We start from the raw sequence: 26,951 nt of genomic DNA on the forward strand, positions 1-26,951 counted from the left end.
AAATCGGCACAGCAATCCGCGCTGAGTGTTTTCCGTTAGCTGGACGAGATTGAACTACTCATTGATTGACGGGGTCGACTGGCCATCGGTTCCCGTCCGTTGCAGGCCCGGATGCAAGATTGACAAGGAGCGACGATGGCTCAGACCCTTTCGTTTAACGGTCGCAGGCGCGTACGCAAGTTTTTTGGTAAAATTCCAGAAGTCGCAGAAATGCCGAACCTCATTGAGGTTCAGAAGGCTTCCTACGACCAGTTTTTGATGGTTGAAGAGCCCAAGGGCGGTCGCCCGGACGAAGGGCTCCAAGCTGTTTTCAAGTCGGTTTTCCCGATCAAGGATTTCTCGGGCGCATCGATGCTTGAATTCGTCTCCTACGAATTCGAGCCGCCGAAGTTCGACGTCGAGGAATGCCGTCAGCGCGACCTGACCTACGCAGCGCCGCTGAAGGTGACGCTGCGCCTCATCGTGTTCGATATCGACGAGGATACCGGCGCGAAGTCGATCAAGGACATCAAGGAACAGAACGTCTACATGGGCGACATGCCGCTCATGACCGACAACGGTACCTTCATCGTCAACGGCACCGAGCGCGTTATCGTTTCGCAGATGCACCGTTCGCCGGGCGTGTTCTTCGACCACGATAAGGGCAAGAGCCACTCGTCGGGCAAGCTTCTGTTTGCGGCCCGCGTCATCCCCTACCGCGGTTCCTGGCTCGACATCGAGTTCGACGCCAAGGACATCGTGCATGCCCGTATCGACCGCCGCCGCAAGATCCCGGTATCTTCGCTGTTGATGGCGCTTGGCATGGACGGCGAGGAAATCCTCGACACCTTCTATACGAAGTCGCTCTACCAGCGCGACGGCGCAGGCTGGCGCGTTCCGTTCCAGCCGGATGCACTGAAGGGTCAGAAGGCCATCACCGACATGATTGACGCCGACACCGGCGAAGTCGTGGTCGAAGCTGGCAAGAAGCTCACCCCGCGTCTGCTTCGCCAGTTGCAGGACAAGGGCCTGAAGGCACTCAAGGCGACCGATGACGATCTCTACGGCAACTACCTTGCCGAAGACGTGGTCAACTACGGCACCGGTGAGATCTATCTCGAAGCCGGCGACGAAATCGACGAGAAGACCCTGCCGGTCATCCTCTCGGCTGGTTTCGACGAGATCCCGGTTCTCGACATCGACCACATCAATGTCGGCGCTTATATCCGCAACACGCTTGCGGCCGACAAGAACGAGAACCGCCAGGACGCCCTGTTCGACATCTACCGCGTCATGCGTCCGGGTGAGCCGCCGACCATGGATTCTGCGGAAGCCATGTTCAACACGCTGTTCTTCGATGCAGAGCGCTACGATCTTTCGGCCGTCGGCCGCGTCAAGATGAACATGCGCCTCGACCTCGAGGTTGCCGACACCGTGCGCATCCTGCGCAAGGAAGACATCCTGGCTGTCGTCAAGATGCTCGTCGAGCTGCGTGACGGCAAGGGCGAGATCGACGACATCGACAACCTCGGCAACCGCCGTGTTCGTTCGGTCGGCGAACTCATGGAGAACCAGTACCGTCTCGGCCTGCTCCGCATGGAGCGCGCGATCAAGGAACGCATGTCCTCGATCGAAATCGACACGGTCATGCCGCAGGATCTGATCAACGCGAAGCCGGCGGCTGCCGCCGTTCGCGAATTCTTCGGCTCCTCGCAGCTGTCGCAGTTCATGGACCAAGTGAACCCGCTTTCGGAAATCACCCACAAGCGCCGTCTTTCGGCACTTGGCCCGGGTGGTCTGACCCGCGAGCGCGCAGGCTTCGAAGTCCGCGACGTTCACCCGACCCACTACGGCCGTATTTGCCCGATCGAAACGCCGGAAGGCCCGAACATCGGTCTGATCAACTCGCTTGCAACCTTCGCCCGCGTCAACAAGTACGGCTTCATCGAAAGCCCGTACCGCAAGATCGTTGACGGCAAGGTGACAAACGACGTCGTCTATCTGTCGGCAATGGAAGAGGCGAAGTATCACGTCGCCCAGGCAAACTCGGTTCTCGAGGACGATGGCTCCTTCGTTGAAGAGTTCGTCGTTTGCCGTCACTCCGGCGAAGTTATGCTGGCACCGCGCGACAACATCAACCTGATGGACGTTTCGCCGAAGCAGCTCGTTTCGGTCGCAGCGGCGCTCATCCCGTTCCTTGAGAACGACGACGCCAACCGCGCACTGATGGGCTCGAACATGCAGCGTCAGGCCGTGCCGCTGCTGCGCGCCGAAGCACCGTTCGTTGGTACCGGCATGGAGCCGGTCGTTGCCCGTGACTCCGGCGCTGCGATCGCAGCCCGTCGTGGCGGCGTCGTCGACCAGGTTGACGCGACCCGTATCGTTATCCGCGCCACCGAAGACCTCGATCCGTCGAAGTCGGGCGTCGATATCTACCGGCTGCAGAAGTTCCAGCGTTCGAACCAGAACACCTGCGTCAACCAGCGCCCGCTGGTCACCGTCGGTGACGTCCTGAACAAGGGTGACATCATCGCGGACGGTCCGTCGACTGACCTCGGTGACCTGGCCCTCGGCCGCAACGCGCTCGTCGCGTTCATGCCGTGGAACGGCTACAACTACGAAGACTCGATCCTCTTGTCCGAGCGCATCGTGCGCGACGACGTGTTCACCTCCATCCACATCGAAGAGTTCGAAGTGATGGCGCGTGACACCAAGCTCGGTCCGGAAGAAATCACCCGCGACATTCCGAACGTTTCGGAAGAAGCGCTGCGCAACCTCGACGAAGCCGGTATCGTTTATATCGGTGCTGAGGTTCAGCCGGGTGACATTCTCGTCGGCAAGATCACGCCGAAGGGCGAAAGCCCGATGACGCCGGAAGAAAAGCTTCTGCGCGCCATCTTCGGTGAAAAGGCCTCCGACGTTCGCGACACCTCGATGCGCATGCCGCCTGGCACCTTCGGTACCGTCGTCGAAGTTCGCGTCTTCAACCGCCACGGCGTTGAGAAGGACGAGCGCGCGATGGCGATCGAGCGCGAGGAAATCGAACGCCTCGCCAAGGACCGCGACGACGAACAGGCGATCCTCGACCGTAACGTCTACGCACGTCTCGTCGACATGCTGCGTGGTCACACGGCCGTCGCCGGCCCGAAGGGCTTCAAGAAGGGCACCGAGCTTTCGAACCTCGTCGTCAGCGAATACCCCCGCTCGCAGTGGTGGATGTTCGCCGTCGAAGACGAAAAGGCTCAGGGCGAGATCGAAGCTCTGCGCGCCCAGTACGACGAGTCCAAGTCGCGCCTTGAACAGCGCTTCATGGACAAGGTCGAGAAGGTCCAGCGCGGCGACGAAATGCCTCCGGGCGTCATGAAGATGGTCAAGGTCTTCGTCGCTGTTAAGCGCAAGATCCAGCCGGGCGACAAGATGGCCGGCCGTCACGGCAACAAGGGTGTCGTGTCGCGCATCGTGCCGATCGAAGACATGCCGTTCCTGGAAGACGGCACGCATGTTGACGTCGTTCTGAACCCGCTCGGCGTGCCTTCGCGCATGAACGTCGGCCAGATCCTCGAGACGCACCTCGGCTGGGCTTGCGCCGGCATGGGCAAGAAGATCGGCGCAATGCTTGATGCCTACAACGAGAGTGGGGACATCAAGCCGCTGCGTGCGACCATCGACGACGTCATCGGATCCGGTCCGAAGGGCGAGCCGATCAAGCAGTACGACGACGAGTCGATCGTGCGCCTGGCCGAGCAGACCCGCCGCGGCGTATCGATCGCGACCCCCGTCTTCGACGGTGCTGTCGAAGCCGACGTCAACGAGATGCTGGCCAAGGCCGGCCTCAAGGTGACCGGTCAGTCGACGCTCTATGACGGCCGTACCGGCGATCAGTTCGACCGCCAGGTGACCGTGGGCTACATCTACATGCTGAAGCTCAACCACCTGGTCGACGACAAGATCCACGCCCGTTCGATCGGTCCGTACTCGCTCGTCACCCAGCAGCCGCTGGGCGGTAAGGCGCAGTTCGGCGGTCAGCGCTTCGGGGAAATGGAGGTCTGGGCGCTGGAAGCCTACGGCGCCGCCTACACCCTGCAGGAAATGCTGACGGTCAAGTCGGACGACGTTGCCGGTCGTACCAAGGTCTACGAAGCGATCGTCCGTGGCGACGACACCTTCGAAGCGGGCATTCCGGAGAGCTTCAACGTTCTCGTCAAGGAAATGCGCTCGCTGGGCCTTTCGGTCGAGCTCGAAAACTCGAAGGTCGACGACGCCAGCGCGGCACAATTGCCGGACGCAGCCGAGTAAAGGGACCCAAGGTGCGTGCCGCATGAGCGGCGCGCACCGTTTCCGCCTGGAGACGCTTCCGTCTCCGGCAGGAACAGAACCGCAGCCGATGCGGTTTTAGCTGTTTATGGGGCAGGGGCCGGCGCCCGGGATTAGCCGGCACCCTCGCCAAGCTCAGGGCGTAAAGCCCGTAAAGGAGACAGGCATGAACCAAGAGGTCATGAATCTTTTCAATCCGCAGGTGCCTGCACAGACCTTCGATTCCATCCGGATTTCGATCGCCTCGCCGGAGAAGATTCTTTCCTGGTCTTACGGTGAGATCAAGAAGCCGGAGACGATCAACTACCGCACGTTCAAGCCGGAACGCGACGGTCTGTTCTGCGCGCGCATCTTTGGCCCGATCAAGGACTACGAGTGCCTGTGCGGCAAGTACAAGCGCATGAAGTACAAGGGCATCATCTGCGAAAAGTGCGGCGTTGAAGTCACGCTGTCGCGCGTTCGCCGTGAGCGCATGGGCCACATCGAGCTTGCCGCTCCCGTTGCCCACATCTGGTTCCTGAAGTCGCTGCCGAGCCGTATCGCTACGCTGCTTGACATGACGCTGAAGGATGTAGAGCGCGTCCTCTACTTCGAAAACTACATCGTCACCGAGCCGGGTCTGACGTCGCTGAAGGAAAACCAGCTCCTCAGCGAAGAAGACTACATGCTCGCCGTTGACGAATTCGGCGAAGACCAGTTCACCGCCATGATCGGCGCCGAAGCGATCTATGAAATGCTCGCTTCGATGAACCTGGAGAAGATCGCTGGCGATCTGCGCGCTGAGCTTGCGGAGACGACTTCGGATCTGAAGCAGAAGAAGCTGATGAAGCGCCTGAAGATCGTCGAGAACTTCATGGAATCCGGCAACCGTCCGGAATGGATGATCATGAAGGTCGTTCCGGTGATCCCGCCGGACCTGCGCCCGCTGGTTCCGCTCGACGGCGGCCGTTTCGCGACGTCGGATCTGAACGATCTCTATCGCCGCGTCATCAACCGTAACAACCGTCTGAAGCGCCTGATCGAGTTGCGTGCTCCGGGCATCATCATCCGCAACGAAAAGCGCATGCTGCAGGAATCTGTCGATGCGCTGTTCGACAACGGCCGTCGCGGCCGCGTCATCACCGGCGCCAACAAGCGTCCGCTGAAGTCGCTGTCCGACATGCTCAAGGGCAAGCAGGGCCGCTTCCGCCAGAACCTGCTCGGCAAGCGCGTCGACTATTCCGGCCGTTCGGTTATCGTGACCGGTCCGGAACTGAAGCTGCACCAGTGCGGCCTGCCGAAGAAGATGGCGCTCGAGCTGTTCAAGCCGTTCATCTATGCCCGCCTTGACGCCAAGGGTTACTCCTCGACCGTCAAGCAGGCCAAGAAGCTGGTTGAAAAGGAAAAGCCGGAAGTCTGGGATATCCTCGACGAGGTCATCCGCGAGCATCCGGTTCTCCTGAACCGCGCGCCGACGCTGCACCGCCTGGGCATCCAGGCCTTCGAACCGACCCTGGTCGAAGGCAAGGCGATCCAGTTGCATCCGCTCGTCTGCACGGCCTTCAACGCCGACTTCGACGGTGACCAGATGGCCGTTCACGTGCCGCTGTCGCTCGAAGCCCAGCTTGAAGCCCGCGTGCTGATGATGTCGACGAACAACATTCTGCACCCGGCAAACGGCGCGCCGATCATCGTTCCGTCGCAGGACATGGTTCTGGGTCTCTACTACTTGTCGATCCTGAACCAGAACGAGCCGGGCGAAGGCATGGCGTTCTCGGACATGGGCGAGTTGCATCACGCGCTCGAAACCAAGGCCGTGACCCTGCATGCCAAGATCCGTGGCCGCTTCAAGACCGTCGACGCCGAGGGCAACCCGGTTTCGAAGATCTATGAAACCACGCCTGGCCGCATGATCATCGGCGAACTCCTGCCGCGCAACGTCAACGTGCCGTTCGACATCTGCAACCAGGAAATGACCAAGAAGAACATCTCCAAGATGATCGACACGGTCTACCGCCATTGCGGCCAGAAGGACACGGTTATCTTCTGCGACCGCATCATGCAGCTCGGCTTTGCCCATGCCTGCCGCGCCGGCATTTCGTTCGGCAAGGACGACATGGTCATCCCGGACACCAAGGTGAAGATCGTCGGCGATACTGAAGCGCTCGTGAAGGAATACGAGCAGCAGTACAATGACGGCCTCATCACCCAGGGCGAGAAGTACAACAAGGTCGTTGATGCCTGGGGCAAGGCTACCGAAAAGGTTGCCGACGAAATGATGGCCCGCATTAAGGCGGTGGAATTCGACGACAACGGCCGTCAGAAGCCGATGAACTCGATCTACATGATGTCGCACTCGGGTGCTCGTGGTTCTCCGAACCAGATGCGTCAGCTGGGCGGCATGCGCGGCCTGATGGCCAAGCCGTCGGGTGAAATCATCGAGACGCCGATCATTTCGAACTTCAAGGAAGGCCTGACCGTTAACGAGTACTTCAACTCGACCCACGGTGCCCGTAAGGGTCTGGCAGACACCGCCTTGAAGACCGCGAACTCGGGTTACCTGACCCGTCGTCTCGTCGACGTGGCGCAGGATTGCATCGTCAACTCCGTTGATTGCGGTACCGAAAACGGCCTCACCATGACGGCTATCGTTGACGCCGGTCAGGTTGTTGCCTCGCTCGGCGCCCGTATTCTCGGCCGTACGGCGCTCGACGACATCGATCACCCGATCACGGGCGCTCGCATCGTCGATGCCGGCCGGATGATCCTTGAAGCCGACGTCATCGAGATCGAAAAGGCTGGTATCCAGTCGATCCGTATCCGTTCGGCACTGACCTGCGAAATCCAGACGGGCGTCTGCGGCGTCTGCTACGGCCGCGACCTGGCACGTGGTACGCCGGTCAACATGGGCGAAGCGGTCGGTGTTATCGCCGCGCAGTCGATCGGTGAGCCGGGCACCCAGCTCACCATGCGTACCTTCCACCTGGGTGGTACGGCGACCGTGGTCGACCAGTCGTTCCTGGAAGCGTCGTACGAAGGTACGGTGCAGATCAAGAACCGCAACATGCTGCGCAACTCGGACGGCGTTCTCGTCGCCATGGGCCGCAACATGGCCGTCCAGATCCTGGACGAGCGCGGCGTCGAGCGTTCGTCGCAGCGCGTTGCCTACGGTTCGAAGATCCTCGTCGACGATGGCGACAAGGTGAAGCGCGGCCAGCGTCTCGCCGAGTGGGACCCCTACACCCGTCCGATGATGACGGAAGTGGAAGGTACCGTTCACTTCGAAGACGTCGTCGACGGCATCTCGGTGCTCGAAGCAACCGACGAATCCACCGGCATCACCAAGCGTCAGGTTATCGATTGGCGTTCGACGCCGCGCGGTACCGACCTGAAGCCAGCGATCGTCATCAAGGATAAGAACGGCGCCGTCGCGAAGCTTTCGCGCGGTGGTGACGCACGCTTCATGCTTTCGGTCGACGCCATTCTGTCGGTCGAGCCGGGCACGAAGGTCTCCCAGGGTGACGTGCTTGCACGTTCGCCGCTCGAAAGCGCCAAGACCAAGGACATCACCGGTGGTCTGCCGCGCGTTGCCGAACTGTTCGAGGCTCGCCGTCCGAAGGATCACGCCATCATCGCTGAGATCGATGGTACCATCCGCTTCGGCCGCGACTACAAGAACAAGCGTCGCGTTCTGATCGAGCCTGCGGAAGACGGCGTCGAGCCGGTCGAGTACCTGATCCCGAAGGGCAAGCCCTTCCATCTTCAGGATGGCGACTACATCGAAAAGGGCGACTACATCCTCGACGGCAACCCGGCGCCGCACGACATCCTGGCGATCAAGGGCGTGGAAGCACTCGCTTCCTACCTGGTCAACGAAATCCAGGAAGTCTACCGACTGCAGGGCGTTGTCATCAACGACAAGCACATCGAGGTCATTGTCCGTCAGATGCTGCAGAAGGTTGAAATCACCGACGCCGGTGACTCGACCTACATCGTCGGTGACAATGTCGATCGTATCGAGCTGGAAGACGTCAACGACAGCCTGATCGAACAGGGCAAGAAGCCGGCCTACGGCGATCCGGTCCTGCTCGGCATCACCAAGGCGTCGCTGCAGACACCGTCCTTCATCTCGGCAGCTTCGTTCCAGGAAACCACCAAGGTCCTGACCGAAGCGGCGATCGCCGGCAAGACGGACGGCCTGCAGGGCCTGAAGGAAAACGTCATCGTCGGCCGTCTGATCCCGGCCGGTACGGGTGGCACGATGACGCAGATCCGCCGCATCGCAACCGCGCGCGACGAGATGATTCTCGAAGAGCGTCGTCGCGGCACCGGTGCAGATGTCGCAACGCCGATGCTTGCCGATCTCGCCAACGAGAACGCCGCAGCAGAGTAAATGGGGAAGGGCGAGCTCCGCCCCCTCTGACCCCGACCAAGGAAAAGCCGCCGAGAGCGATCTCGGCGGCTTTTCGTTTTCGACTGCGCCGCGCGTCTTATCAGACGCGCAAAGGTCGCTGTGGCACTTTGAAGTGCTGCATGTTTTTGTCCTCTAATCGGCTACGATCAAGGTCAACATGCAGCGGTGCCTTCGCGCGGGAGGTGCGCAAGAGACCGATCTCGCGGAAATCAATTGAAGCGGATAATCGCCACTTCGCCCTCGAGCGCGCCCTGATAAGCCGAGGCGTGGGGCTCCTCGCTCGGGACATCGGTCAAGGTGCCGATCTGGTCCAGGTCAGCCTCGAGGAAGCCTTCTTCCGCAAGGGCGTTGAGCGCTTCACGAACGGCGGTGTCGTCGTCGGGTGCCTTCAGCATCACGTGAATGTCCACGCCGTCTTCGTCGCCGTCGGTCTCATAGGCCTTGCCGATGATGATGAAGACCATCGGTTCGTCCGGGGCATTGTCGTTGTCAGGGGTGACGGCCATTCTTAATCCTTTCGATTGGGCTGTCGCGACCTTAGCGTCCTTTTTGGTCCGGCGCGACGGAAATGCGACCTGATACAAGCTTCCGCGCAGGGCGACTCAAAGACGGTGGAAAACCCCCACAAAGTGGTTGCCGATTCCTTAACCCTGTCTGACACTGCTGATGTCGAGGGACGGTTGCCAACGCGATCCGGTGGCATACCATGTGCAAAAGCCTTGTTTTGCAGGCATATCGGCCATGGGCGGGACACATTATTTCTTAATTGCCCTTGACTGTTGGCCTTGAAATCAGTACACCCCGCCGCATCGGAGCCCATGTGAGGCTGGCTGGTTCGGAACGTCGCGTTCTGGAGTTCGCCTCAAACAAGGTTCGAAACGCACGCCGACGACTACAATGCTGCACGCAAGACGCGCGAAATAGTGCGTCCTCTGCTTTATTTGGGGCCATCTGCGGAAAGGCGGATCGGCCCCTGTTTTGCGCATTTCATGAGGCGTTCGACATCGCCGGCGACGGCAATGATCCGCCCGCAAGGGTAACGTGAAAAGATTTTGCAAGGGATGGGTATATGCCTACCGTAAACCAGCTGATCCGTAAGCCTCGTCAGGCACAGGTAAAGCGCAACAAGGTTCCTGCTCTGCAGGAAAACCCGCAGAAGCGTGGCGTTTGCACCCGCGTTTACACGACGACCCCGAAGAAGCCGAACTCGGCTCTCCGTAAGGTTGCCAAGATCCGCCTGACGAACGGCTTCGAAGTCATCGGCTACATTCCGGGTGAAGGTCACAACCTTCAGGAGCACTCGGTTGTAATGATCCGTGGCGGCCGCGTTAAGGACCTTCCGGGCGTTCGTTACCACATCATCCGTGGTGTTCTCGATACCCAGGGTGTCAAGAACCGTAAGCAGCGCCGTTCGAAGTACGGTGCAAAGCGTCCGAAGTAATTCGGTTTCGAAAATCCTGGCGCTGCGCGAGGTCCTCCGCGTGGTAAAGCGCTGACACAGTTTAAGAGACGAGAAGTATGTCCCGACGTCATAAAGCAGAAAAGCGTGAGATCAATCCGGATCCGAAGTTCGGCGATCTGGTTGTCACGAAGTTCATGAACGCCATCATGCTGCACGGCAAGAAGTCCGTTGCGGAAAGCATCGTTTACGGCGCGTTCGATGCGGTTCAGGCCAAGCTGAAGCAGGAGCCGATTGCCGTATTCCATTCCGCGCTCGACAACATTGCGCCGCACGTTGAAGTGCGTTCGCGCCGCGTCGGTGGTGCTACTTACCAGGTTCCGGTCGATGTTCGTCCGGAGCGTCGCCAGGCCCTCGCCATCCGTTGGTTGATCACGGCCGCACGCAAGCGCAACGAAACGACCATGGTCGATCGCCTCTGCGGCGAACTCATGGACGCAGCGAACAACCGTGGTAGCGCCGTGAAGAAGCGCGAAGACACGCACAAGATGGCTGATGCCAACCGTGCGTTCTCGCATTATCGCTGGTAATTCCTGCGCGAACGTCTCAAGAGGCAGTCCACTATGGCACGCGAATATAAAATCGAAGACTACCGTAACTTCGGTATCATGGCGCACATCGACGCTGGCAAGACCACGACGACCGAGCGCATCCTTTACTACACCGGCAAGTCCCACAAGATCGGCGAAGTCCACGACGGCGCCGCTACCATGGACTGGATGGAGCAGGAGCAGGAACGCGGTATCACCATCACGTCTGCTGCGACCACGACCTTCTGGAAGGGCCGTGACGGCAAGACCCGCCGCTTCAATATCATCGACACCCCCGGCCACGTTGACTTCACGATCGAAGTCGAGCGTTCGCTGCGTGTTCTCGATGGCGCGATCGCACTGCTCGATGCCAACGCAGGCGTTGAGCCGCAGACGGAGACCGTCTGGCGTCAGGCTGAGAAGTACAACGTTCCGCGCATGATCTTCTGCAACAAGATGGACAAGACCGGCGCGGACTTCTACCGCTCGGTCGAGATGATCAAGACCCGTCTTGGTGCGACCGCTGTCGTCATGCAGCTGCCGATCGGCGCTGAAAGCGACTTCAAGGGCGTTATCGATCTGATCGAGATGAACGCTCTTGTCTGGCGCGACGAATCTCTCGGCGCCCAGTGGGACGTCGTCGAGATCCCGGACGACATGAAGGACAAGGCCGAAGAATATCGCGAAAAGCTGATCGAGACCGTTGTCGAGATTGACGAAGCTGCGATGGAAGCCTACCTCGAAGGCAACATGCCGTCGAACGACAAGATCCGCGAACTCGTTCGCCGCGGCACCATCGACGTGAAGTTCCACCCGATGTTCTGTGGTACCGCGTTCAAGAACAAGGGCGTTCAGCCGCTTCTCGACGCCGTTGTTGACTTCCTGCCGTCGCCGCTCGACATTCCGGCGATCAAGGGCATCGACGCCAAGACCGAAGCTGAAATCGAGCGTCACGCTGATGATGCCGAGCCGCTCTCGATGCTGGCGTTCAAGATCATGAACGACCCCTTCGTCGGCTCGCTGACCTTTGCGCGCATCTACTCGGGCAAGCTCGAGAAGGGCTCGTCGGTCATGAACACGGTCAAGGACAAGCGCGAGCGCGTCGGCCGCATGCTGCAGATGCACTCCAACAGCCGTGAAGACATCGAAGAAGCCTTTGCCGGCGACATCGTTGCTCTGGCTGGCCTCAAGGAAACCACCACGGGTGACACGCTCTGCGACCCGCTGAAGCCGGTTATCCTCGAGCGCATGGAGTTCCCTGAGCCGGTTATCCAGATCGCGATCGAGCCGAAGTCCAAGGGCGACCAGGAAAAGATGGGCCTCGCGCTCAACCGCCTGGCTGCTGAAGACCCGTCGTTCCGCGTCAAGACCGACCAGGAATCCGGTCAGACGATCATCGCAGGCATGGGCGAACTTCACCTCGACATCATCGTTGACCGCATGCGTCGCGAGTTCAAGGTTGAAGCAAACGTCGGCGCCCCGCAGGTTGCTTACCGCGAAACCATCACGCGTCTGCACGAAGAAGACTACACGCACAAGAAGCAGTCCGGTGGTACCGGTCAGTTCGCGCGCGTCAAGCTCGTGTTCGAACCGAACCCGGATGGCGAAGACTTCAAGTTCGAGTCCAAGATCGTCGGCGGTGCTGTTCCGAAGGAATATATCCCGGGCGTTCAGAAGGGTATCGAAAGTGTACTGTCTTCGGGTCCGCTCGCGGGCTTCCCGATGCTGGGCGTCAAGGCGACCCTCATCGACGGCGCATTCCACGACGTCGACTCGTCGGTTCTGGCCTTCGAAATCGCATCGCGTGCTTGCTTCCGTGAAGCCGCCAAGAAGGCTGGTGCACAGCTTCTTGAGCCGATGATGAAGGTCGAAGTCGTAACGCCGGAAGACTACGTCGGTGACGTTATCGGCGACCTGAACTCCCGCCGTGGCCAGATCCAGGGCCAGGAATCGCGTGGCGTTGCTGTTGTGATCAGCGCAAACGTACCGCTCGCGAACATGTTCAAGTACGTCGACAACCTGCGTTCGATGTCTCAGGGCCGTGCGCAGTACACGATGACCTTCGATCACTACGCGCCGGTTCCGTCGAACGTCGCGCAGGAAATCCAGGCGAAGTATTCCGGTCAGAAGTGACCGGAATACCCAGACGCTGACAGAGATTAAGAGTTTTCCCCGATAGGGGATAGAAAACGGAGAGCCGGAAATGGCAAAGAGCAAATTTGAGCGCAACAAGCCGCACGTTAACATTGGCACGATTGGCCACGTTGACCATGGCAAGACGTCGCTGACGGCAGCGATCACGAAGTACTTCGGCGAGTTCAAGGCGTATGACCAGATCGACGCCGCTCCGGAAGAAAAGGCCCGTGGTATCACCATTTCGACGGCCCACGTTGAATATGAGACGCCGAACCGTCACTACGCCCACGTTGACTGCCCCGGCCACGCCGACTACGTCAAGAACATGATCACGGGTGCGGCGCAGATGGACGGCGCGATCCTGGTTTGCTCGGCTGCTGACGGCCCGATGCCGCAGACCCGCGAGCACATCCTGCTCGCTCGCCAGGTTGGCGTTCCGGCCATCGTCGTGTTCCTCAACAAGGTTGACCAGGTTGACGACGCCGAGCTTCTCGAGCTCGTCGAGCTTGAAGTTCGCGAACTGCTGTCGTCCTACGAATTCCCGGGCGACGACATTCCGATCATCAAGGGCTCGGCTCTTGCTGCTCTGGAAGATTCGGACAAGAAGATCGGCGAAGACGCGATCCGCGAGCTGATGGCCGCTGTTGACGCCTACATCCCGACGCCTGAGCGTCCGATCGACCAGCCGTTCCTGATGCCGATCGAAGACGTGTTCTCGATCTCGGGCCGTGGTACGGTTGTGACCGGTCGCGTTGAGCGCGGTATCGTCAAGGTCGGCGAAGAAATCGAAATCGTCGGCATCCGTCCGACGACGAAGACGACCTGCACGGGCGTTGAAATGTTCCGCAAGCTGCTCGACCAGGGCCAGGCTGGCGACAACATCGGCGCGCTGCTGCGCGGTGTCGACCGTAACGGCGTTGAGCGTGGCCAGATTCTCTGCAAGCCCGGTTCGGTCAAGCCGCACAAGAAGTTCAAGGCTGAAGCCTACATCCTGACGAAGGAAGAAGGCGGCCGTCATACGCCGTTCTTCACCAACTACCGTCCGCAGTTCTACTTCCGCACGACGGACGTGACGGGCATCGTCACCCTGCCGGAAGGCACGGAAATGGTTATGCCGGGCGACAACGTCACGGTTGACGTCGAGCTGATCGTTCCGATCGCGATGGAAGAAAAGCTGCGCTTCGCGATCCGCGAAGGCGGCCGTACCGTCGGCGCAGGCATCGTTGCCTCGATCGTCGAGTAATCGACGAGACTGAGGGCGGGAAGAGGCGAGGCGCATGTGCTATGCGCCTCGAACATACCCGCCCCGAAAGATTTAGTTGGTCGCACGGCTTGCCGAAGACGACGAAATAGTGCAAATGGCGCCCACGCGTGATTTGCACGGTGCTTCGACGTTGTGCGCTCACAAAAAGTCAGGCCGGCCACGGCCGCTCAAATAGGAAGGGGCAGGGGAAACCCTGTCCCTCCGATCTTTGAAAAGTTAGCGGACTGGCCGAAATTAAACGAAGTTCACTGCGTGTTTTTCCACGGAAACCGCAAGTAACCTGAACAAGGATAAGTCGTATGAACGGCCAGAACATCCGCATCCGCCTCAAGGCGTTTGATCACCGGATCCTCGACGCCTCGACGCGTGAAATCGTGTCGACTGCAAAGCGTACCGGTGCAAGCGTGCGCGGTCCCGTACCGCTGCCGACGCGCATTGAAAAGTTTACGGTCAACCGCTCGCCGCACGTCGACAAGAAGAGCCGTGAACAGTTCGAAATGCGCACCCACAAGCGCCTTCTCGATATCGTAGACCCGACCCCGCAGACCGTTGACGCGCTGATGAAGCTCGATCTGGCGGCCGGCGTCGACGTGGAAATCAAGCTTTAATAACAAGGAAGGTACGTGGACCCCGGTCCAACGGCTTCCGAAAACGGGCGACCTCAAGATCGGATGATCTCGAGGAGACCTTAAACCAGAGATGCGAAGGGGCTTTGTCCCGTCGCTAACTCTCAAGAGGAATGAACCGATGCGTTCAGGTGTGATTGCACAGAAAGTGGGAATGACCCGCGTCTATAACGACGCCGGTGAGCATATCCCGGTTACAGTATTGAAGCTGGAAAACTGCCAGGTGGTGGCCCAGCGCACGGAAGAAAAGAACGGCTACGTTGCTGTCCAGCTCGGTGCTGGCCGCTCCAAGGTCAAGAACACGCCGAAGGCGATGCGCGGCCATTTTGCTGCTGCCAACGTCGAGCCGAAGGCGAAGCTCGTCGAGTTCCGCGTTTCCGCGGACAACCTGATCGACATCGGTCTCGAACTGACGGCGAACCATTTCGTTGCCGGTCAGCTCGTTGACGTCACCGGTACCACGATCGGTAAGGGCTTTGCTGGCGCCATCAAGCGCCACAACTTCGGCGGTCTGCGTGCAACGCACGGCGTTTCCGTATCGCACCGCTCGCATGGTTCTACCGGTTCCAACCAGGATCCGGGCCGTGTTTGGAAGGGCAAGCGCATGGCTGGTCACATGGGCCAGACGCGCGTTACCACCCAGAACCTGGAAGTCGTATCGACCGATGAAGATCGCGGTCTGATCCTGGTCAAGGGCGCTGTCCCCGGCTCCAAGGGTGCCTGGATCGTCGTTCGTGACGCCATCAAGTCGGGCACTCCGGAAGGCGCTCCGCGTCCGGCCGCTGTGCGCGCCGAAGCATCGAAGTAAGGGAGCCGAATAATGGATCTCAACGTCAAAACCCTCGAGGGCAAGGACGCGGGAAAGGTTTCCCTTTCTGACGCCATTTTCGGCCTCGAACCCCGTGAAGACATCATTGCCCGCGTCGTTCGCTGGCAGCTCGCCAAGAAGCAGCAGGGCACGCACAAGGCCAAGGGCCGCGCTGAAGTTTCCCGCACCGGCGCCAAGATGTACAAGCAGAAGGGTACGGGCCGCGCCCGCCACCACTCCGCTCGTGCTCCGCAGTTCCGTGGCGGTGGTAAGGCTCATGGCCCGGTTGTCCGCAGCCACGCCCATGACCTTCCGAAGAAGGTTCGCGCACTCGGTCTGCGCCATGCGCTCTCGGCCAAGCTGAAGGCAGAAGAGATCATCGTCATTGACGATCTCGTTGCCAAGGAAGCCAAGACGAAGGCTCTCGCCGGCGTATTCGCGTCGCTCGGCCTCACCAATGCTCTCATCATCGGCGGCGCCGAGATCGAGAACAACTTCAAGCTCGCAGCCCAGAACATCCCGAACGTGGACGTTCTGCCGGTTCAGGGCATCAATGTTTACGACATTCTGCGCCGTGGCAAGCTCGTGCTTTCCAAGGCTGCCGTGGAAGCTCTGGAGGAGCGGTTCAAATGACGGATCTTCGCCACTACGACGTGATCGTGTCCCCCTCGATCACCGAAAAGTCGACGCTGGTTTCCGAACAGAACCAGGTCGTCTTCAATGTCGCCAAGGACGCTTCGAAGCCTGAGATCAAGGCTGCTGTCGAAGCTCTGTTCGGCGTCAAGGTTACGGCCGTCAACACGCTCGTCCGCAAGGGCAAGACGAAGCGTTTCCGCGGCTTTGCCGGAAAGCAGAAGGACGTGAAGAAGGCGATCATCACGCTCGCCGACGGTCAGTCCATCGACGTCTCCACCGGTCTCTAACGGATAGGCCCATTAGGGTAAAAACCCAAAAGGGAACAAGAAAATGGCATTGAAAAATTTCAATCCGACGACCCCGAGCCAGCGTCAGCTGGTCATCGTTGACCGGTCCGGCCTCTACAAGGGCAAGCCGGTGAAGGCGCTGACCGAAGGCCTGTCCTCCAAGGGCGGTCGCAACAACCTCGGTCGCATCACCGTCCGCTTCCAGGGCGGCGGTCACAAGCGGACCTACCGTCTGGTCGACTTCAAGCGTCGCAAGTTCGACGTTGAAGGCACCGTCGAGCGTCTGGAATATGACCCGAACCGCACCGCGTTCATCGCGCTGGTCAACTACGCCGATGGCGAACAGGCCTACATCCTCGCTCCGCAGCGCCTCGCTGCCGGCGACAAGGTCATCGCTTCGGAAAAGTCGGCTGTCGACGTGAAGCCGGGCAACACCATGCCGCTCCAGTTCATCCCGGTCGGCTCGATCATCCACAATGTGGAGATGAAGCCGGGCAAGGGTGGTCAGCTGGCACGTTCGGCCGGTACCTACGCTCAGCTCGTTGGTCGTGACCAGGGCATGGCTATCCTCCGCCTGAACTCGGGCGAGCAGCGCCTGGTGCACGGCTCCTGCCTTGCTTCGATCGGCGCTGTATCGAACCCCGACCACGGCAACATCAACGACGGTAAGGCTGGTCGTTCGCGTTGGCGCGGCAAGCGCCCGCACGTTCGCGGCGTCGTCATGAACCCGGTTGACCACCCGCACGGCGGTGGTGAAGGCCGTACCTCGGGTGGTCGTCACCCGGTTACCCCGTGGGGCAAGCCCACGAAGGGTAAGCGTACGCGCTCGAACAAGTCGACCGACAAGTTCATCATGCGCTCGCGCCACCAGAAGAAGAAGTAAGAGAGGAAGTCTCGAATGACTCGTTCAGTATGGAAAGGTCCGTTCGTTGACGGTTATCTTCTCAAGAAGGCTGAGAAGGTCCGCGAAGGCGGCCGTAACGAAGTGATCAAGATTTGGAGCCGCCGCTCCACGATCCTTCCGCAGTTTGTTGGCCTCACCTTCGGCGTCTACAACGGCAGCAAGCACGTTCCGGTCAGCGTCAACGAAGACATGGTCGGACATAAGTTTGGTGAATTCTCTCCGACCCGGACCTACTACGGTCATGGCGCGGACAAGAAGGCAAAGAGGAAGTAACAATGGGCAAGGCAAAAGCCGAACGCCGGCTGAAGGATAATGAGGCGCAGGCAATTGCGCGCACGATCCGCGTCAGCCCCCAGAAGCTCAACCTGGTTGCCGCGATGATCCGCGGCAAGAAGGTCGACCGCGCTCTGGCCGAACTGGAATTCTCGCGCAAGCGCATCGCAGAAACGGTCAAGAAGACCCTTGAATCTGCAATCGCGAACGCCGAGAACAACCACGATCTCGACGTCGATTCGCTCGTCGTTGCAGAAGCTTACGTTGGCAAGTCGATCGTCATGAAGCGCTTCCACGCCCGTGGTCGCGGTCGTGCATCGCGCGTCGAAAAGCCGTTCTCGCACTTGACGATCGTCGTCCGTGAAGTGGAAGCCAAAGGGGAGGCCGCATAATGGGTCAGAAGATTAATCCGATCGGTTTCCGTCTCGGCATCAACCGGACTTGGGATAGCCGTTGGTTTGCGGACAACGCGGAGTACGGCCAGCTTCTTCATGAAGACCTGAAGATCCGCGCTTACCTGATGGAAGAGCTGAAGGCCGCTGGCATTGCCAAGGTCGTCATCGAGCGCCCGCACAAGAAGTGCCGCGTTACGATCCACTCGGCGCGCCCGGGTCTCATCATCGGCAAGAAGGGCGCCGACATCGAAAAGCTCCGCAAGAAGCTTTCCGAGATGACCAACTCCGAAACGCACCTCAACATCGTTGAAGTGCGCAAGCCGGAAGTTGACGCAACGCTCGTTGCACAGTCGATCGCCCAGCAGCTCGAGCGCCGCGTGGCTTTCCGCCGTGCGATGAAGCGCGCTGTTCAGTCGGCCATGCGTCTTGGCGCCGAAGGCATCAAGATCACCTGCGCCGGTCGCCTCGGTGGCGCCGAAATCGCTCGTACCGAATGGTACCGCGAAGGTCGCGTTCCGCTGCACACCCTGCGTGCGGACATCGACTACGGCACGGCTGAAGCGGAAACCGCTTTCGGCATCTGCGGCATCAAGGTCTGGATCTTCAAGGGCGAAATCCTTGAGCACGATCCGATGGCTTCCGAGCGTCGCGCGATCGAAAGTGACAACCAGGGCCCGGCTGGCCGTGATCGCGACCGTGGCGATCGTGACCGCCGTCGTGAAAACGCGTAACATTCGCGTTTGGCAGCCAATATCGGAGAAGTAAAAAAATGTTGCAGCCAAAGCGTACGAAGTATCGCAAGCAGTTCAAGGGCCGCATCAAGGGCGTAGCCAAGGGCGGATCTGATCTCGCTTTCGGCGAATTCGGCCTGAAGGCTCAGGAACCCAACCGCGTGAATGCGCGCGAGATCGAAGCGGCCCGCCGCGCGATCACGCGTCACATGAAGCGCGCCGGCCGTGTGTGGATCCGCGTGTTCCCCGACGTCCCCGTTACCGCCAAGCCGACGGAAGTCCGCATGGGTAAGGGTAAGGGCTCGGTCGAATACTGGGCATGCAAGGTCAAGCCTGGTCGTATGATGTTTGAGATCGATGGTGTCAGCGAAGAACTTGCCCGTGAGGCACTTCGTCTTGGCGCTGCCAAGCTCTCTGTCAAGACGCGCTTCGTGCAGCGTATCGCAGAGTAAGGAGTGAACTCATGAAAGCCGTAGATGTTCGCGCTCTGAGCGCTGATCAACTCAACGAAGAGCTCGCCAAGCTGAAGAAGGAGCAGTTCAACCTGCGCTTCCAGAAGGCAACCGGCCAGCTCGAAAAGTCTTCGCGTATCAACGAAGTCCGCAAGGACATCGCACGCGTCAAAACCATTGCCCGCCAGAAGGCGGCAGAAGCCAAGGCCTAAGGACCAGAAAATATGCCGAAACGCATTCTGCAGGGCACTGTTGTCAGCGACAAGAACGACAAGACCGTCGTCGTCAGGGTCGAGCGCCGCTTTGCGCACCCGATCCTCCAGAAGACCGTTCGCCGTTCGAAGAAGTACAAGGCGCACGACGAAAACAACCAGTACAAGGTTGGTGACGTTGTTTCCATTGAGGAATGCGCGCCGATCTCGAAGGATAAGCGCTGGACGGTAGTCGCCGCCCACGCTTGATTTCTGCAGGTTTTGTCCTGAAGACCCTTGCGTCTTGGGCAAATACCTGTATGAAGCACGCAATTGAAGCAGGGGAACGCTCGATTCCGGGCGTTCTTTTGCTTTGAGATGAGCACTATAAGCCAGGCGAGGGGGTTTCGACCCAACCGGCCTGGTAACAACAAGAAGGCGACCTGACATGATTCAGATGCAAACAAACCTCGACGTGGCGGATAATTCCGGCGCGCGTCGTGTCATGTGCATCAAGGTGCTGGGCGGCTCCAAGCGCAAGTATGCGTCGGTCGGCGACATCATTGTCGTTTCGATCAAGGAAGCCATTCCGCGCGGCCGCGTAAAGAAGGGTGATGTCATGAAGGCTGTTGTCGTTCGCACTGCGAAGGACATCCGCCGTCCGGATGGCTCTGTCATCCGTTTTGACACCAACGCAGCCGTTCTTATCGATAACAAGAAAGAGCCGATCGGCACCCGTATCTTCGGACCGGTTCCGCGCGAACTCCGCGCCAAGAACCACATGAAGATCATCTCGCTGGCTCCAGAAGTACTCTAAGGGAGCGTTGAGAGATGCAAAAGATTCGCAAAGGCGACAAAGTCGTCGTTCTCACCGGTAAGGACAAGGGCCGTACCGGCGAAGTAGTCCAGGTTATGCCGAAGGAAGACCGGGCTGTTGTGCGTGGCGTCAACATGGTGAAGCGTCACCAGCGCCAGACCCAGAGCCAGGAAGCCGGCATCATCAACAAGGAAGCCTCGATCCATCTTTCGAACATCGCGATTGCCGATCCGAAGGACGGCAAGCCGACCCGCGTCGGCTTCAAGATCGACGGTGACAAGAAGGTCCGCGTGGCCAAGCGTTCGGGAGTAGTGATCGATGGCTAAGTCCGCTTATGAGCCCCGGCTCAAGAAGGAATATGTCGAGCGTATTCGTGCGGCTATGCAGGAGAAGTTCTCCTACGCCAACGAAATGCAGATCCCGCGTCTCGACAAGATCGTCATCAACATGGGTGTTGGCGAATCGACGGGCGACTCGAAGAAGCCGTCCGTTGCTGCTGCTGACCTCGCTGCAATTGCTGGCCAGAAGCCGGTAATCACCCGCGCTCGCAACTCCATCGCAGGCTTCAAGCTTCGCGAAGGCATGCCGATTGGTGCCAAGGTTACCCTGCGCGGCGTTCGGATGTTTGAGTTCCTCGATCGCCTCGTGAACATTGCGCTTCCGCGCGTTCGCGACTTCCGTGGCCTCAACCCGAAGTCCTTTGACGGACGTGGCAACTTCGCCATGGGCGTCAAGGAACACATTGTGTTCCCTGAGATCAACTACGACAAGGTTGATCAGATGTGGGGCATGGACATCATCGTTTGCACGACGGCAACTAACGACGACGAAGCTCGCGCTCTGCTCACAGAGTTCAACTTCCCGTTCCGTCAGTAATCCGTAACGACAAGCGTAAAGAAGGATAACTGTAATGGCGAAAACGAGCGCAGTTGAAAAGAACAAGCGCCGCCGCAAATTGGTTGCCTCGCAGGCTGCAAAGCGTGCCGCTCTGAAGGCGACCATCATGAACCAGTCTCTGCCGATTGAAGAGCGGTTCAAGGCAACCATCAAGCTGGCAGGTCTGCCGCGCGATGGATCCAAGACCCGCATCCGCAACCGTTGCGAAGTTACCGGCCGTCCGCGCGCCTTCTATCGTAAACTTCGTATGTCGCGTATTGCGCTTCGCGAACTGGGCAACCTCGGCAAGGTGCCGGGCGTCGTCAAGTCGAGCTGGTAAGGAGACGGGCACATGGCAATGACTGATCCGCTGGGCGATATGCTCACCCGTATCCGCAACGGTGCGGCCCGCCGCAAGTCGAGTGTTTCGACGCCGGCTTCGAAGCTCCGCGCACGTGTGCTGGATGTCCTTCAGGCTGAAGGCTACATCCGCGGGTACTCTGAAGTCGTATTCGGCAACGGCAAGACCGAGCTGAACATCGAGCTGAAGTACTACGAAGGCGCTTCCGTAATCCGTGAGATCGGACGCGTTTCCAAGCCGGGCCGCCGAGTTTATGTCTCGGTTAAGTCCATTCCGCAGGTCGCGAACGGCCTCGGCATCACCATCCTTTCGACCCCGAAGGGCGTGATGGCCGATCACCAGGCACGCGAACAGAATGTTGGTGGCGAGATCCTTTGCTCCGTCTTCTAATTGAAGACGGTAGCAAGTTCTCCATAGCGAACAGACAGGTATAAAAATGTCTCGTATCGGTAAGAAGCCCGTTCAGGTTCCGGCAGGCGTCACGGCAAGCGTTGATGGCCAGAAGGTAACGGCGAAGGGCCCGAAGGGCGAACTGTTCTTCGTTGCAAACGACGAAGTCTCGGTAAAGCTCGAAGAAAATGCGGTTGTTGTTCAGCCGCTCAGCCAGAGCAAGGATGCTCGTTCGAAGTGGGGCATGTCCCGCACGATGATCGAGAACATCTTCAAGGGCGTCAAGGATGGTTACGAGCGCAAGCTCGAAATCAACGGCGTTGGTTATCGCGCGTCGATGCAGGGCAAGAACCTGCAACTGGCGCTCGGCTTCAGCCACGACGTCGTCTACCAGACCCCGGAAGGCATCACGATTGCTGTTCCGAAGCCGACCGAAATCATCGTGTCCGGCATCAACAAGCAGCAGGTCGGCCAGGTTGCCGCGGAAATCCGCGAATACCGTGGCCCCGAGCCCTACAAGGGCAAGGGCGTCAAGTATGCCGAAGAGCGGATTGTCCGCAAAGAAGGCAAGAAGAAGTAAGGATCACGCGAAATGGCTAGCAGGAAAGATACTCTTGTGCGTCGCGCCAGCCGCGTGCGCCGTCAAATCAAGGCGGTCGCCAACGGCCGTCCGCGCCTGTCGGTTCATCGCTCGTCGAAGAACATCTACGCGCAGATCATCGATGACGTTGCGGGCAAGACCCTTGCTTCGGCTTCGACCCTTGATACCGATCTGCGGTCTTCGCTGAAGACCGGCGCAGACTCGGCAGCCGCTACGGCTGTTGGCAAGCTCCTCGCGGAGCGTGCCTCGAAGGCTGGCGTCAAGGACGTTGTCTTTGACCGCGGCGCCTTCATCTACCACGGCCGCGTCAAGGCGCTGGCCGAGGCAGCTCGCGAAGGCGGCCTGAACTTCTAAGTTCAAATGCCCGGGCGCTTTAGCCCGGGCTCTCCAGCCGGTTTCGCAAATCTCAAGCCGTTTCCATCTCGAAAAGAGGGGAAGCGGCTTAAAGTCAATCTGCCGATTGCACCCGGAAAAGAAAAAGGAAGAGGACAATGGCACAGAAAGAACGTGGCCAGCGCGATGAGCGCCAGGGCCGTGAAGAGCGCGACAGCGAATTTGTCGATAAGCTCGTAGCAATTAACCGCGTCGCCAAGGTGGTGAAGGGCGGTCGTCGTTTCGGTTTCGCCGCTCTCGTCGTCGTTGGCGACCAGAAGGGCCGCGTCGGCTTCGGTCATGGCAAGGCACGCGAAGTGCCGGAAGCCATCCGCAAGGCGACTGAAGCTGCCAAGCGCGACCTGATCTTCGTCCCGCTGCGTGGTGGTCGTACCCTGCATCACGACGTCCATGGCCGTCACGGCGCCGGCAAGGTGCTGCTGCGTTCGGCCAAGGCCGGTACCGGTATCATCGCAGGTGGCCCGATGCGCGCCGTCTTCGAAACGCTCGGCGTTCATGACGTCGTTGCGAAGTCGACCGGTTCGTCGAACCCCTACAACATGGTTCGTGCAACCTTCGACGCCCTCAAGAACCAGATGCACCCGAAGGACATCGCAGCTCAGCGCGGCATGAAGTACGCTACGCTCCAGGCTCGTCGTGTCGCCTCCGGCGCTGCTTCCGAAGAATAAGGGAGCTGACAGATGGCTAAGAAAGAAGTCGCCATGAAGACGGTTACCGTCGAGCAGATCGGTAGCCCCATTCGCCGTCCGGCCGTACAGCGTGCGACGCTTATCGGCCTGGGCCTCAACAAGATGCACCGGGTTAGCACGCTGGAAGACACTCCGTCCGTCCGCGGCATGATCCGGACCGTCCAGCACCTCGTTCGCGTCGTCGACGAGAAGTGAGGGGGATACGCTCATGAAACTCAATGAAATCAAGGACAACGAAGGCTCGACCCACAGCCGCAAGCGTCTTGGCCGTGGTATCGGCTCGGGCTCCGGCAAGACGGCCGGCCGCGGTGTAAAGGGTCAGAAGGCTCGTTCGGGCGTCGCCATAAACGGCTTCGAAGGCGGCCAGATGCCGATCTACCGTCGCCTGCCGAAGCGCGGCTTCAACAACATCTTCGCTTCGGAGTTTGTTGTCGTGTCGCTCGGCCGCATCCAGACGGCAATCGACGCCAAGAAGCTCGATGCTTCCAAGACCGTCGATGCCGCAGCCCTCAAGGCTGCCGGCGTCATCCGTCGCGAAAAGGACGGCGTCCGCGTTCTCGCTGACGGCGAACTGAAGGCGAAGGTTTCGCTCGAAGTTGCAGGCGCTTCCAAGTCGGCGATCGAAAAGATCGAAAAGGCCGGCGGTTCGGTCAAGCTGCTCGCAGCGGCCGCTGAATAATATTATTGATGAACCGCCCGGGGTGCTTCACTCCGGGCGGTTTTGCTCCCATATGTGAGCCTCACGTCCGCAGGCGCGAATCACTCGCTGCGCGGACATAGCGGAAACCACGGTGAGGCATCCGATTGCAGACACAATCGCCTCGCGTCCGGTTTTCAAGACGAAAAGTTACTCCTTCCGGAACGGACCGGGTGTTCCCGCTGATTCCGAGATTTGGTACGCGGAGAATTGCATGGCTTCTGCAGCGGAACAGCTCGCCTCGAACCTGAATTTCTCGACTTTCGCCAAGGCGGAAGATCTGAAGAAACGGCTTTGGTTCACGCTTGGTGCGCTTCTGGTTTACCGTCTTGGCACCTATATCCCGCTGCCCGGTCTTAACCCGGACGCGTTTGCCCAGGCATTCCGCGGCCAGAGCGGCGGTATCCTCGGCCTCTTCAACATGTTTTCGGGCGGTGCAGTTGAGCGCATGGCGATCTTCGCGCTCGGCATCATGCCCTACATCTCTGCCTCGATCATCGTTCAACTGATGACCTCCGTCGTTCCGGCGCTGGAACAGCTGAAAAAGGAAGGCGAGCAGGGCCGCAAGATCATCAACCAGTACACCCGTTACGGCACGGTGCTTCTGGGTACGGCGCAGGCTTACGCCATCGCTGTCGGCCTCGAGAGCGGCAACGGCCTCGTCAACGATCCAGGTTGGTTCTTCCGCATTTCGACCGTCATTTCGCTGCTCGGCGGCACCATGTTCCTGATGTGGCTCGGTGAGCAGATCACCTCGCGTGGCATCGGTAACGGTATCTCGCTGATCATCTTCGCCGGTATCGTCGCGCATCTGCCGACGGCTCTGGCCGGCACGCTCGAACTTGGCCGCACCGGCGCTCTGTCGACGCCGCTGATCCTTGCAATCATCGTCATGGTCGTTGGCGTCATCGCGCTTATCGTCTTCGTCGAGCGGGCGCAGCGTCGACTGTTGATCCAGTACCCGAAGCGCCAGGTCGGTAACCGCATGTTCCAGGGCGATACCTCGCACCTTCCGCTGAAGCTGAACACCTCGGGTGTTATCCCGGCGATCTTCGCATCGTCGCTGCTTTTGCTGCCGGCAACGCTTGCAGGCTTCGCCAATACGGCGACGCTGCCGGGCTGGGCAACGAGCATCGTAAGCGCGCTCGGCCACGGCAAGCCGCTCTACATGGTGCTTTACGGCGCGATGATTGCGTTCTTTGCTTTCTTCTACACGGCCATCGTCTTCAACCCGAAGGATACGGCCGATAACCTCAAGAAGCACGGCGGCTTCATTCCGGGTATCCGCCCGGGCGAGCGCACCGCAGAATATATCGACTATGTTCTGACACGCATCACCGTGCTCGGCGCGATCTACCTGATCTTCGTCTGCATTCTGCCTGAAGTTCTGATCGCTCAGACCGGCGTGCCGTTCTACCTTGGTGGTACGTCGCTTTTGATTGTTGTCAGCGTGACCCTTGATACGGTAGCACAGATCCAGGGCCACCTCATCGCTCAGCAATATGAGGGGCTGATCAAGAAGTCGAAGCTGCGCGGAGGAAAGAGGGGACGATGAGACTTATTTTTTTGGGACCGCCGGGCGCTGGCAAGGGGACACAGGCCAAGCTTCTGACGGAGAGATACGGCATTCCGCAGCTTTCCACAGGTGATATGCTGCGGGCCGCCGTTGCCCAGGCGACCGAAGTTGGCAAGCGTGCCAAGGCGGTCATGGACGCTGGCCAGCTCGTCTCCGACGAGATCGTCAACGAAATCGTGTCGGACCGAATCGATCAGGCGGACTGTGCGAAGGGTTTCATCCTCGACGGATACCCGCGCACCGTTCCGCAGGCGATTGCGCTCGGCAAGATGCTCGACGGCAAGGGCCTGAAGCTGGACGCCGTTATCGAGCTGAAGGTCGATGAAGCGGCTCTTGTGAAGCGGATGGAGAATCGCGTAGCGGAGACCATCGCAGCTGGCGGTGCTGTTCGTTCGGACGACAATCCGGAAGCCTTCAAGCGCCGGTTGACCGAGTACCGCGAAAAGACTGCGCCTTTGTCTGAGCACTATGCCGGCACGGGGCAGCTCAGAACGGTCGATGGCATGGCGGATGTGAACACCGTCACCGCCGAGATCGAGAAGATTCTGGCTTAGACACTGGTCTTTGCCGAAAAGGAACTGCCGGGGAGTTGACTTTCTCGGCCGATTCCGCCAAAGACTGCGCCAACTCGCGACATGAGAGCGATCGGCGCGGTCTTCAAAGAAAATGAAGTCCGGGTACGGTCGTTTTTGACGTGTCTCGAACCTCAATCAACGTGCGGCTCTTCGAGGTCGCGTAACGAAGCACCTATTGCCGGATGGCAACTGGAACGCAAGGAGAATAGACGTGGCACGTATCGCTGGCGTCAACATCCCGACGGCGAAGCGCGTAGTTATCGCGCTGACCTACATTCACGGGATCGGCCCGAAATTCGCACAGGAAATCATCGAGAAGGTCGGTATTCCGGCTGACCGTCGCGTGCATCAGCTGACGGACGCTGAAGTCCTGCAGATCCGCGAAACGATCGACCGTGACTACCAGGTCGAAGGTGACCTGCGTCGCGAGACCTCGATGAACATCAAGCGCCTGATGGACCTTGGCTGCTACCGCGGCCTGCGTCACCGTCGCGGCCTGCCGGTTCGCGGTCAGCGCACCCATACCAACGCTCGCACCCGCAAGGGTCCGGCGAAGGCGATTGCCGGTAAGAAGAAGTAATTTCCCGACATGGGAGAT

31 protein-coding genes are annotated in these 26,951 nt (G+C 59.6%); 30 read left to right on the forward strand and 1 reads right to left on the reverse strand.

Features of this window, described 5'->3' with window-relative positions; genetic code table 11:
- The first annotated feature begins 135 nt into the window (after positions 1-135).
- Positions 136-4,275, forward strand: coding sequence for a DNA-directed RNA polymerase subunit beta (rpoB, locus tag MKZ91_RS28880; RefSeq protein ID WP_336174476.1), 4,140 nt, complete (start codon positions 136-138; stop codon positions 4,273-4,275).
- A 184-nt stretch (positions 4,276-4,459) separates the two neighbouring features.
- Positions 4,460-8,665 (forward strand): DNA-directed RNA polymerase subunit beta', encoded by a 4,206-nt coding sequence (rpoC, locus tag MKZ91_RS28885; protein ID WP_336174478.1) that lies wholly within the window; start codon positions 4,460-4,462, stop codon positions 8,663-8,665.
- A gap of 230 nt (positions 8,666-8,895) precedes the next feature.
- Here rpoC and MKZ91_RS28890 read toward each other — a convergent pair whose 3' ends face one another.
- Entirely contained in the window at positions 8,896-9,192 is a 297-nt protein-coding gene (locus MKZ91_RS28890) for a transcriptional regulator (RefSeq protein WP_336174479.1), read from the reverse strand.
- A gap of 563 nt (positions 9,193-9,755) precedes the next feature.
- Between MKZ91_RS28890 and rpsL the strand changes: the two genes are divergently transcribed.
- From rpsL to rpsM, 28 genes are all read left to right on the forward strand, one after another.
- Complete coding sequence (gene rpsL / locus MKZ91_RS28895; RefSeq protein ID WP_003507760.1) at positions 9,756-10,127, forward strand: 30S ribosomal protein S12; 372 nt, start codon at positions 9,756-9,758, stop codon at positions 10,125-10,127.
- A gap of 77 nt (positions 10,128-10,204) precedes the next feature.
- Positions 10,205-10,675: a 30S ribosomal protein S7 gene (gene rpsG / locus MKZ91_RS28900; RefSeq protein WP_336174481.1), complete on the forward strand. Its 471-nt coding sequence runs from the start codon at positions 10,205-10,207 to the stop codon at positions 10,673-10,675.
- A gap of 33 nt (positions 10,676-10,708) precedes the next feature.
- Positions 10,709-12,808, forward strand: coding sequence for an elongation factor G (gene fusA, locus MKZ91_RS28905; protein ID WP_336174482.1), 2,100 nt, complete (start codon positions 10,709-10,711; stop codon positions 12,806-12,808).
- A gap of 70 nt (positions 12,809-12,878) precedes the next feature.
- Positions 12,879-14,054, forward strand: a complete 1,176-nt coding sequence (gene tuf, locus MKZ91_RS28910; RefSeq protein WP_336174473.1) for an elongation factor Tu — start codon at positions 12,879-12,881, stop codon at positions 14,052-14,054.
- 320 nt (positions 14,055-14,374) lie between these two features.
- The gene (gene rpsJ, locus MKZ91_RS28915) at positions 14,375-14,683 is read left to right on the forward strand and encodes a 30S ribosomal protein S10 (RefSeq protein WP_003507767.1); all 309 of its coding nucleotides are present in this window, start codon (positions 14,375-14,377) and stop codon (positions 14,681-14,683) included.
- Positions 14,684-14,822: 139 nt separating this feature from the next.
- Entirely contained in the window at positions 14,823-15,509 is a 687-nt protein-coding gene (gene rplC / locus MKZ91_RS28920; RefSeq protein ID WP_065776811.1) for a 50S ribosomal protein L3, read from the forward strand.
- A 12-nt stretch (positions 15,510-15,521) separates the two neighbouring features.
- Positions 15,522-16,142: a 50S ribosomal protein L4 gene (gene rplD, locus MKZ91_RS28925; protein WP_034795521.1), complete on the forward strand. Its 621-nt coding sequence runs from the start codon at positions 15,522-15,524 to the stop codon at positions 16,140-16,142.
- Complete coding sequence (locus MKZ91_RS28930; RefSeq protein ID WP_057255571.1) at positions 16,139-16,432, forward strand: 50S ribosomal protein L23; 294 nt, start codon at positions 16,139-16,141, stop codon at positions 16,430-16,432. The genes rplD and MKZ91_RS28930 overlap by 4 nt, the downstream gene beginning before the upstream one ends.
- Positions 16,433-16,475: 43 nt before the next feature.
- Entirely contained in the window at positions 16,476-17,315 is an 840-nt protein-coding gene (rplB, locus tag MKZ91_RS28935) for a 50S ribosomal protein L2 (protein ID WP_336174484.1), read from the forward strand.
- Between the two features lie 15 nt (positions 17,316-17,330).
- Positions 17,331-17,609, forward strand: a complete 279-nt coding sequence (gene rpsS / locus MKZ91_RS28940; RefSeq protein WP_018239488.1) for a 30S ribosomal protein S19 — start codon at positions 17,331-17,333, stop codon at positions 17,607-17,609.
- A 2-nt stretch (positions 17,610-17,611) separates the two neighbouring features.
- The gene (rplV, locus tag MKZ91_RS28945) at positions 17,612-18,001 is read left to right on the forward strand and encodes a 50S ribosomal protein L22 (protein WP_057255573.1); all 390 of its coding nucleotides are present in this window, start codon (positions 17,612-17,614) and stop codon (positions 17,999-18,001) included.
- Positions 18,001-18,735, forward strand: a complete 735-nt coding sequence (gene rpsC / locus MKZ91_RS28950) for a 30S ribosomal protein S3 (RefSeq protein ID WP_113541392.1) — start codon at positions 18,001-18,003, stop codon at positions 18,733-18,735. Before rplV ends, rpsC begins: the two co-directional genes overlap by 1 nt.
- A 38-nt stretch (positions 18,736-18,773) precedes the next feature.
- Positions 18,774-19,187 carry a 50S ribosomal protein L16 gene (gene rplP, locus MKZ91_RS28955; protein ID WP_011975175.1) on the forward strand — a complete coding sequence of 138 codons (414 nt, stop codon included), beginning with the start codon at positions 18,774-18,776 and terminating at the stop codon, positions 19,185-19,187.
- 11 nt (positions 19,188-19,198) lie between these two features.
- Positions 19,199-19,399: a 50S ribosomal protein L29 gene (gene rpmC / locus MKZ91_RS28960; protein WP_034795543.1), complete on the forward strand. Its 201-nt coding sequence runs from the start codon at positions 19,199-19,201 to the stop codon at positions 19,397-19,399.
- A gap of 12 nt (positions 19,400-19,411) precedes the next feature.
- Positions 19,412-19,648, forward strand: coding sequence for a 30S ribosomal protein S17 (gene rpsQ / locus MKZ91_RS28965; RefSeq protein ID WP_034795546.1), 237 nt, complete (start codon positions 19,412-19,414; stop codon positions 19,646-19,648).
- Between the two features lie 178 nt (positions 19,649-19,826).
- The gene (gene rplN, locus MKZ91_RS28970) at positions 19,827-20,195 is read left to right on the forward strand and encodes a 50S ribosomal protein L14 (RefSeq protein WP_034795548.1); all 369 of its coding nucleotides are present in this window, start codon (positions 19,827-19,829) and stop codon (positions 20,193-20,195) included.
- Between the two features lie 14 nt (positions 20,196-20,209).
- On the forward strand, positions 20,210-20,521 hold the full coding sequence (gene rplX / locus MKZ91_RS28975; protein WP_025426674.1) for a 50S ribosomal protein L24: 312 nt from the start codon (positions 20,210-20,212) through the stop codon (positions 20,519-20,521).
- Positions 20,514-21,071, forward strand: coding sequence for a 50S ribosomal protein L5 (rplE, locus tag MKZ91_RS28980; protein WP_077961503.1), 558 nt, complete (start codon positions 20,514-20,516; stop codon positions 21,069-21,071). Before rplX ends, rplE begins: the two co-directional genes overlap by 8 nt.
- A gap of 34 nt (positions 21,072-21,105) precedes the next feature.
- A complete protein-coding gene (gene rpsN / locus MKZ91_RS28985) occupies positions 21,106-21,411 on the forward strand; it encodes a 30S ribosomal protein S14 (RefSeq protein ID WP_104667131.1) in 306 nt (101 codons plus the stop codon).
- Between the two features lie 12 nt (positions 21,412-21,423).
- A complete protein-coding gene (gene rpsH / locus MKZ91_RS28990; RefSeq protein WP_104667132.1) occupies positions 21,424-21,822 on the forward strand; it encodes a 30S ribosomal protein S8 in 399 nt (132 codons plus the stop codon).
- A 46-nt stretch (positions 21,823-21,868) separates the two neighbouring features.
- Complete coding sequence (gene rplF, locus MKZ91_RS28995) at positions 21,869-22,402, forward strand: 50S ribosomal protein L6 (RefSeq protein ID WP_043623391.1); 534 nt, start codon at positions 21,869-21,871, stop codon at positions 22,400-22,402.
- A 12-nt stretch (positions 22,403-22,414) separates the two neighbouring features.
- Positions 22,415-22,777, forward strand: a complete 363-nt coding sequence (gene rplR / locus MKZ91_RS29000) for a 50S ribosomal protein L18 (protein WP_336174485.1) — start codon at positions 22,415-22,417, stop codon at positions 22,775-22,777.
- 137 nt (positions 22,778-22,914) lie between these two features.
- Complete coding sequence (rpsE, locus tag MKZ91_RS29005) at positions 22,915-23,484, forward strand: 30S ribosomal protein S5 (protein ID WP_336174486.1); 570 nt, start codon at positions 22,915-22,917, stop codon at positions 23,482-23,484.
- 12 nt (positions 23,485-23,496) lie between these two features.
- Positions 23,497-23,700 (forward strand): 50S ribosomal protein L30, encoded by a 204-nt coding sequence (rpmD, locus tag MKZ91_RS29010; protein WP_336174487.1) that lies wholly within the window; start codon positions 23,497-23,499, stop codon positions 23,698-23,700.
- Positions 23,701-23,713: 13 nt separating this feature from the next.
- The gene (rplO, locus tag MKZ91_RS29015; RefSeq protein ID WP_336174488.1) at positions 23,714-24,184 is read left to right on the forward strand and encodes a 50S ribosomal protein L15; all 471 of its coding nucleotides are present in this window, start codon (positions 23,714-23,716) and stop codon (positions 24,182-24,184) included.
- Between the two features lie 232 nt (positions 24,185-24,416).
- The gene (gene secY, locus MKZ91_RS29020; protein ID WP_336174489.1) at positions 24,417-25,757 is read left to right on the forward strand and encodes a preprotein translocase subunit SecY; all 1,341 of its coding nucleotides are present in this window, start codon (positions 24,417-24,419) and stop codon (positions 25,755-25,757) included.
- Positions 25,754-26,332, forward strand: a complete 579-nt coding sequence (locus MKZ91_RS29025; protein WP_336174490.1) for an adenylate kinase — start codon at positions 25,754-25,756, stop codon at positions 26,330-26,332. Before secY ends, MKZ91_RS29025 begins: the two co-directional genes overlap by 4 nt.
- Positions 26,333-26,564: 232 nt before the next feature.
- Entirely contained in the window at positions 26,565-26,933 is a 369-nt protein-coding gene (gene rpsM, locus MKZ91_RS29030) for a 30S ribosomal protein S13 (protein WP_034795586.1), read from the forward strand.
- The last annotated feature ends 18 nt before the right edge of the window (positions 26,934-26,951 follow it).

It is taken from the genome of Ensifer sp. MJa1, from assembly GCF_037026475.1.
In the GTDB taxonomy this organism is placed as follows: Bacteria; Pseudomonadota; Alphaproteobacteria; order Rhizobiales; family Rhizobiaceae; genus Ensifer.

What these genes read in the sequence shown, in the direction of transcription:
- rpoB (WP_336174476.1), top strand. Translation starts at nt 136, where the DNA reads ATGGCTCAGACCCTTTCGTTTAACGGTCGCAGGCGCGTACGCAAGTTT.
- rpoC (WP_336174478.1), top strand. Translation starts at nt 4,460, where the DNA reads ATGAACCAAGAGGTCATGAATCTTTTCAATCCGCAGGTGCCTGCACAG.
- MKZ91_RS28890 (WP_336174479.1), bottom strand. Translation starts at nt 9,192, where the DNA reads ATGGCCGTCACCCCTGACAACGACAATGCCCCGGACGAACCGATGGTC.
- rpsL (WP_003507760.1), top strand. Translation starts at nt 9,756, where the DNA reads ATGCCTACCGTAAACCAGCTGATCCGTAAGCCTCGTCAGGCACAGGTA.
- rpsG (WP_336174481.1), top strand. Translation starts at nt 10,205, where the DNA reads ATGTCCCGACGTCATAAAGCAGAAAAGCGTGAGATCAATCCGGATCCG.
- fusA (WP_336174482.1), top strand. Translation starts at nt 10,709, where the DNA reads ATGGCACGCGAATATAAAATCGAAGACTACCGTAACTTCGGTATCATG.
- tuf (WP_336174473.1), top strand. Translation starts at nt 12,879, where the DNA reads ATGGCAAAGAGCAAATTTGAGCGCAACAAGCCGCACGTTAACATTGGC.
- rpsJ (WP_003507767.1), top strand. Translation starts at nt 14,375, where the DNA reads ATGAACGGCCAGAACATCCGCATCCGCCTCAAGGCGTTTGATCACCGG.
- rplC (WP_065776811.1), top strand. Translation starts at nt 14,823, where the DNA reads ATGCGTTCAGGTGTGATTGCACAGAAAGTGGGAATGACCCGCGTCTAT.
- rplD (WP_034795521.1), top strand. Translation starts at nt 15,522, where the DNA reads ATGGATCTCAACGTCAAAACCCTCGAGGGCAAGGACGCGGGAAAGGTT.
- MKZ91_RS28930 (WP_057255571.1), top strand. Translation starts at nt 16,139, where the DNA reads ATGACGGATCTTCGCCACTACGACGTGATCGTGTCCCCCTCGATCACC.
- rplB (WP_336174484.1), top strand. Translation starts at nt 16,476, where the DNA reads ATGGCATTGAAAAATTTCAATCCGACGACCCCGAGCCAGCGTCAGCTG.
- rpsS (WP_018239488.1), top strand. Translation starts at nt 17,331, where the DNA reads ATGACTCGTTCAGTATGGAAAGGTCCGTTCGTTGACGGTTATCTTCTC.
- rplV (WP_057255573.1), top strand. Translation starts at nt 17,612, where the DNA reads ATGGGCAAGGCAAAAGCCGAACGCCGGCTGAAGGATAATGAGGCGCAG.
- rpsC (WP_113541392.1), top strand. Translation starts at nt 18,001, where the DNA reads ATGGGTCAGAAGATTAATCCGATCGGTTTCCGTCTCGGCATCAACCGG.
- rplP (WP_011975175.1), top strand. Translation starts at nt 18,774, where the DNA reads ATGTTGCAGCCAAAGCGTACGAAGTATCGCAAGCAGTTCAAGGGCCGC.
- rpmC (WP_034795543.1), top strand. Translation starts at nt 19,199, where the DNA reads ATGAAAGCCGTAGATGTTCGCGCTCTGAGCGCTGATCAACTCAACGAA.
- rpsQ (WP_034795546.1), top strand. Translation starts at nt 19,412, where the DNA reads ATGCCGAAACGCATTCTGCAGGGCACTGTTGTCAGCGACAAGAACGAC.
- rplN (WP_034795548.1), top strand. Translation starts at nt 19,827, where the DNA reads ATGATTCAGATGCAAACAAACCTCGACGTGGCGGATAATTCCGGCGCG.
- rplX (WP_025426674.1), top strand. Translation starts at nt 20,210, where the DNA reads ATGCAAAAGATTCGCAAAGGCGACAAAGTCGTCGTTCTCACCGGTAAG.
- rplE (WP_077961503.1), top strand. Translation starts at nt 20,514, where the DNA reads ATGGCTAAGTCCGCTTATGAGCCCCGGCTCAAGAAGGAATATGTCGAG.
- rpsN (WP_104667131.1), top strand. Translation starts at nt 21,106, where the DNA reads ATGGCGAAAACGAGCGCAGTTGAAAAGAACAAGCGCCGCCGCAAATTG.
- rpsH (WP_104667132.1), top strand. Translation starts at nt 21,424, where the DNA reads ATGGCAATGACTGATCCGCTGGGCGATATGCTCACCCGTATCCGCAAC.
- rplF (WP_043623391.1), top strand. Translation starts at nt 21,869, where the DNA reads ATGTCTCGTATCGGTAAGAAGCCCGTTCAGGTTCCGGCAGGCGTCACG.
- rplR (WP_336174485.1), top strand. Translation starts at nt 22,415, where the DNA reads ATGGCTAGCAGGAAAGATACTCTTGTGCGTCGCGCCAGCCGCGTGCGC.
- rpsE (WP_336174486.1), top strand. Translation starts at nt 22,915, where the DNA reads ATGGCACAGAAAGAACGTGGCCAGCGCGATGAGCGCCAGGGCCGTGAA.
- rpmD (WP_336174487.1), top strand. Translation starts at nt 23,497, where the DNA reads ATGGCTAAGAAAGAAGTCGCCATGAAGACGGTTACCGTCGAGCAGATC.
- rplO (WP_336174488.1), top strand. Translation starts at nt 23,714, where the DNA reads ATGAAACTCAATGAAATCAAGGACAACGAAGGCTCGACCCACAGCCGC.
- secY (WP_336174489.1), top strand. Translation starts at nt 24,417, where the DNA reads ATGGCTTCTGCAGCGGAACAGCTCGCCTCGAACCTGAATTTCTCGACT.
- MKZ91_RS29025 (WP_336174490.1), top strand. Translation starts at nt 25,754, where the DNA reads ATGAGACTTATTTTTTTGGGACCGCCGGGCGCTGGCAAGGGGACACAG.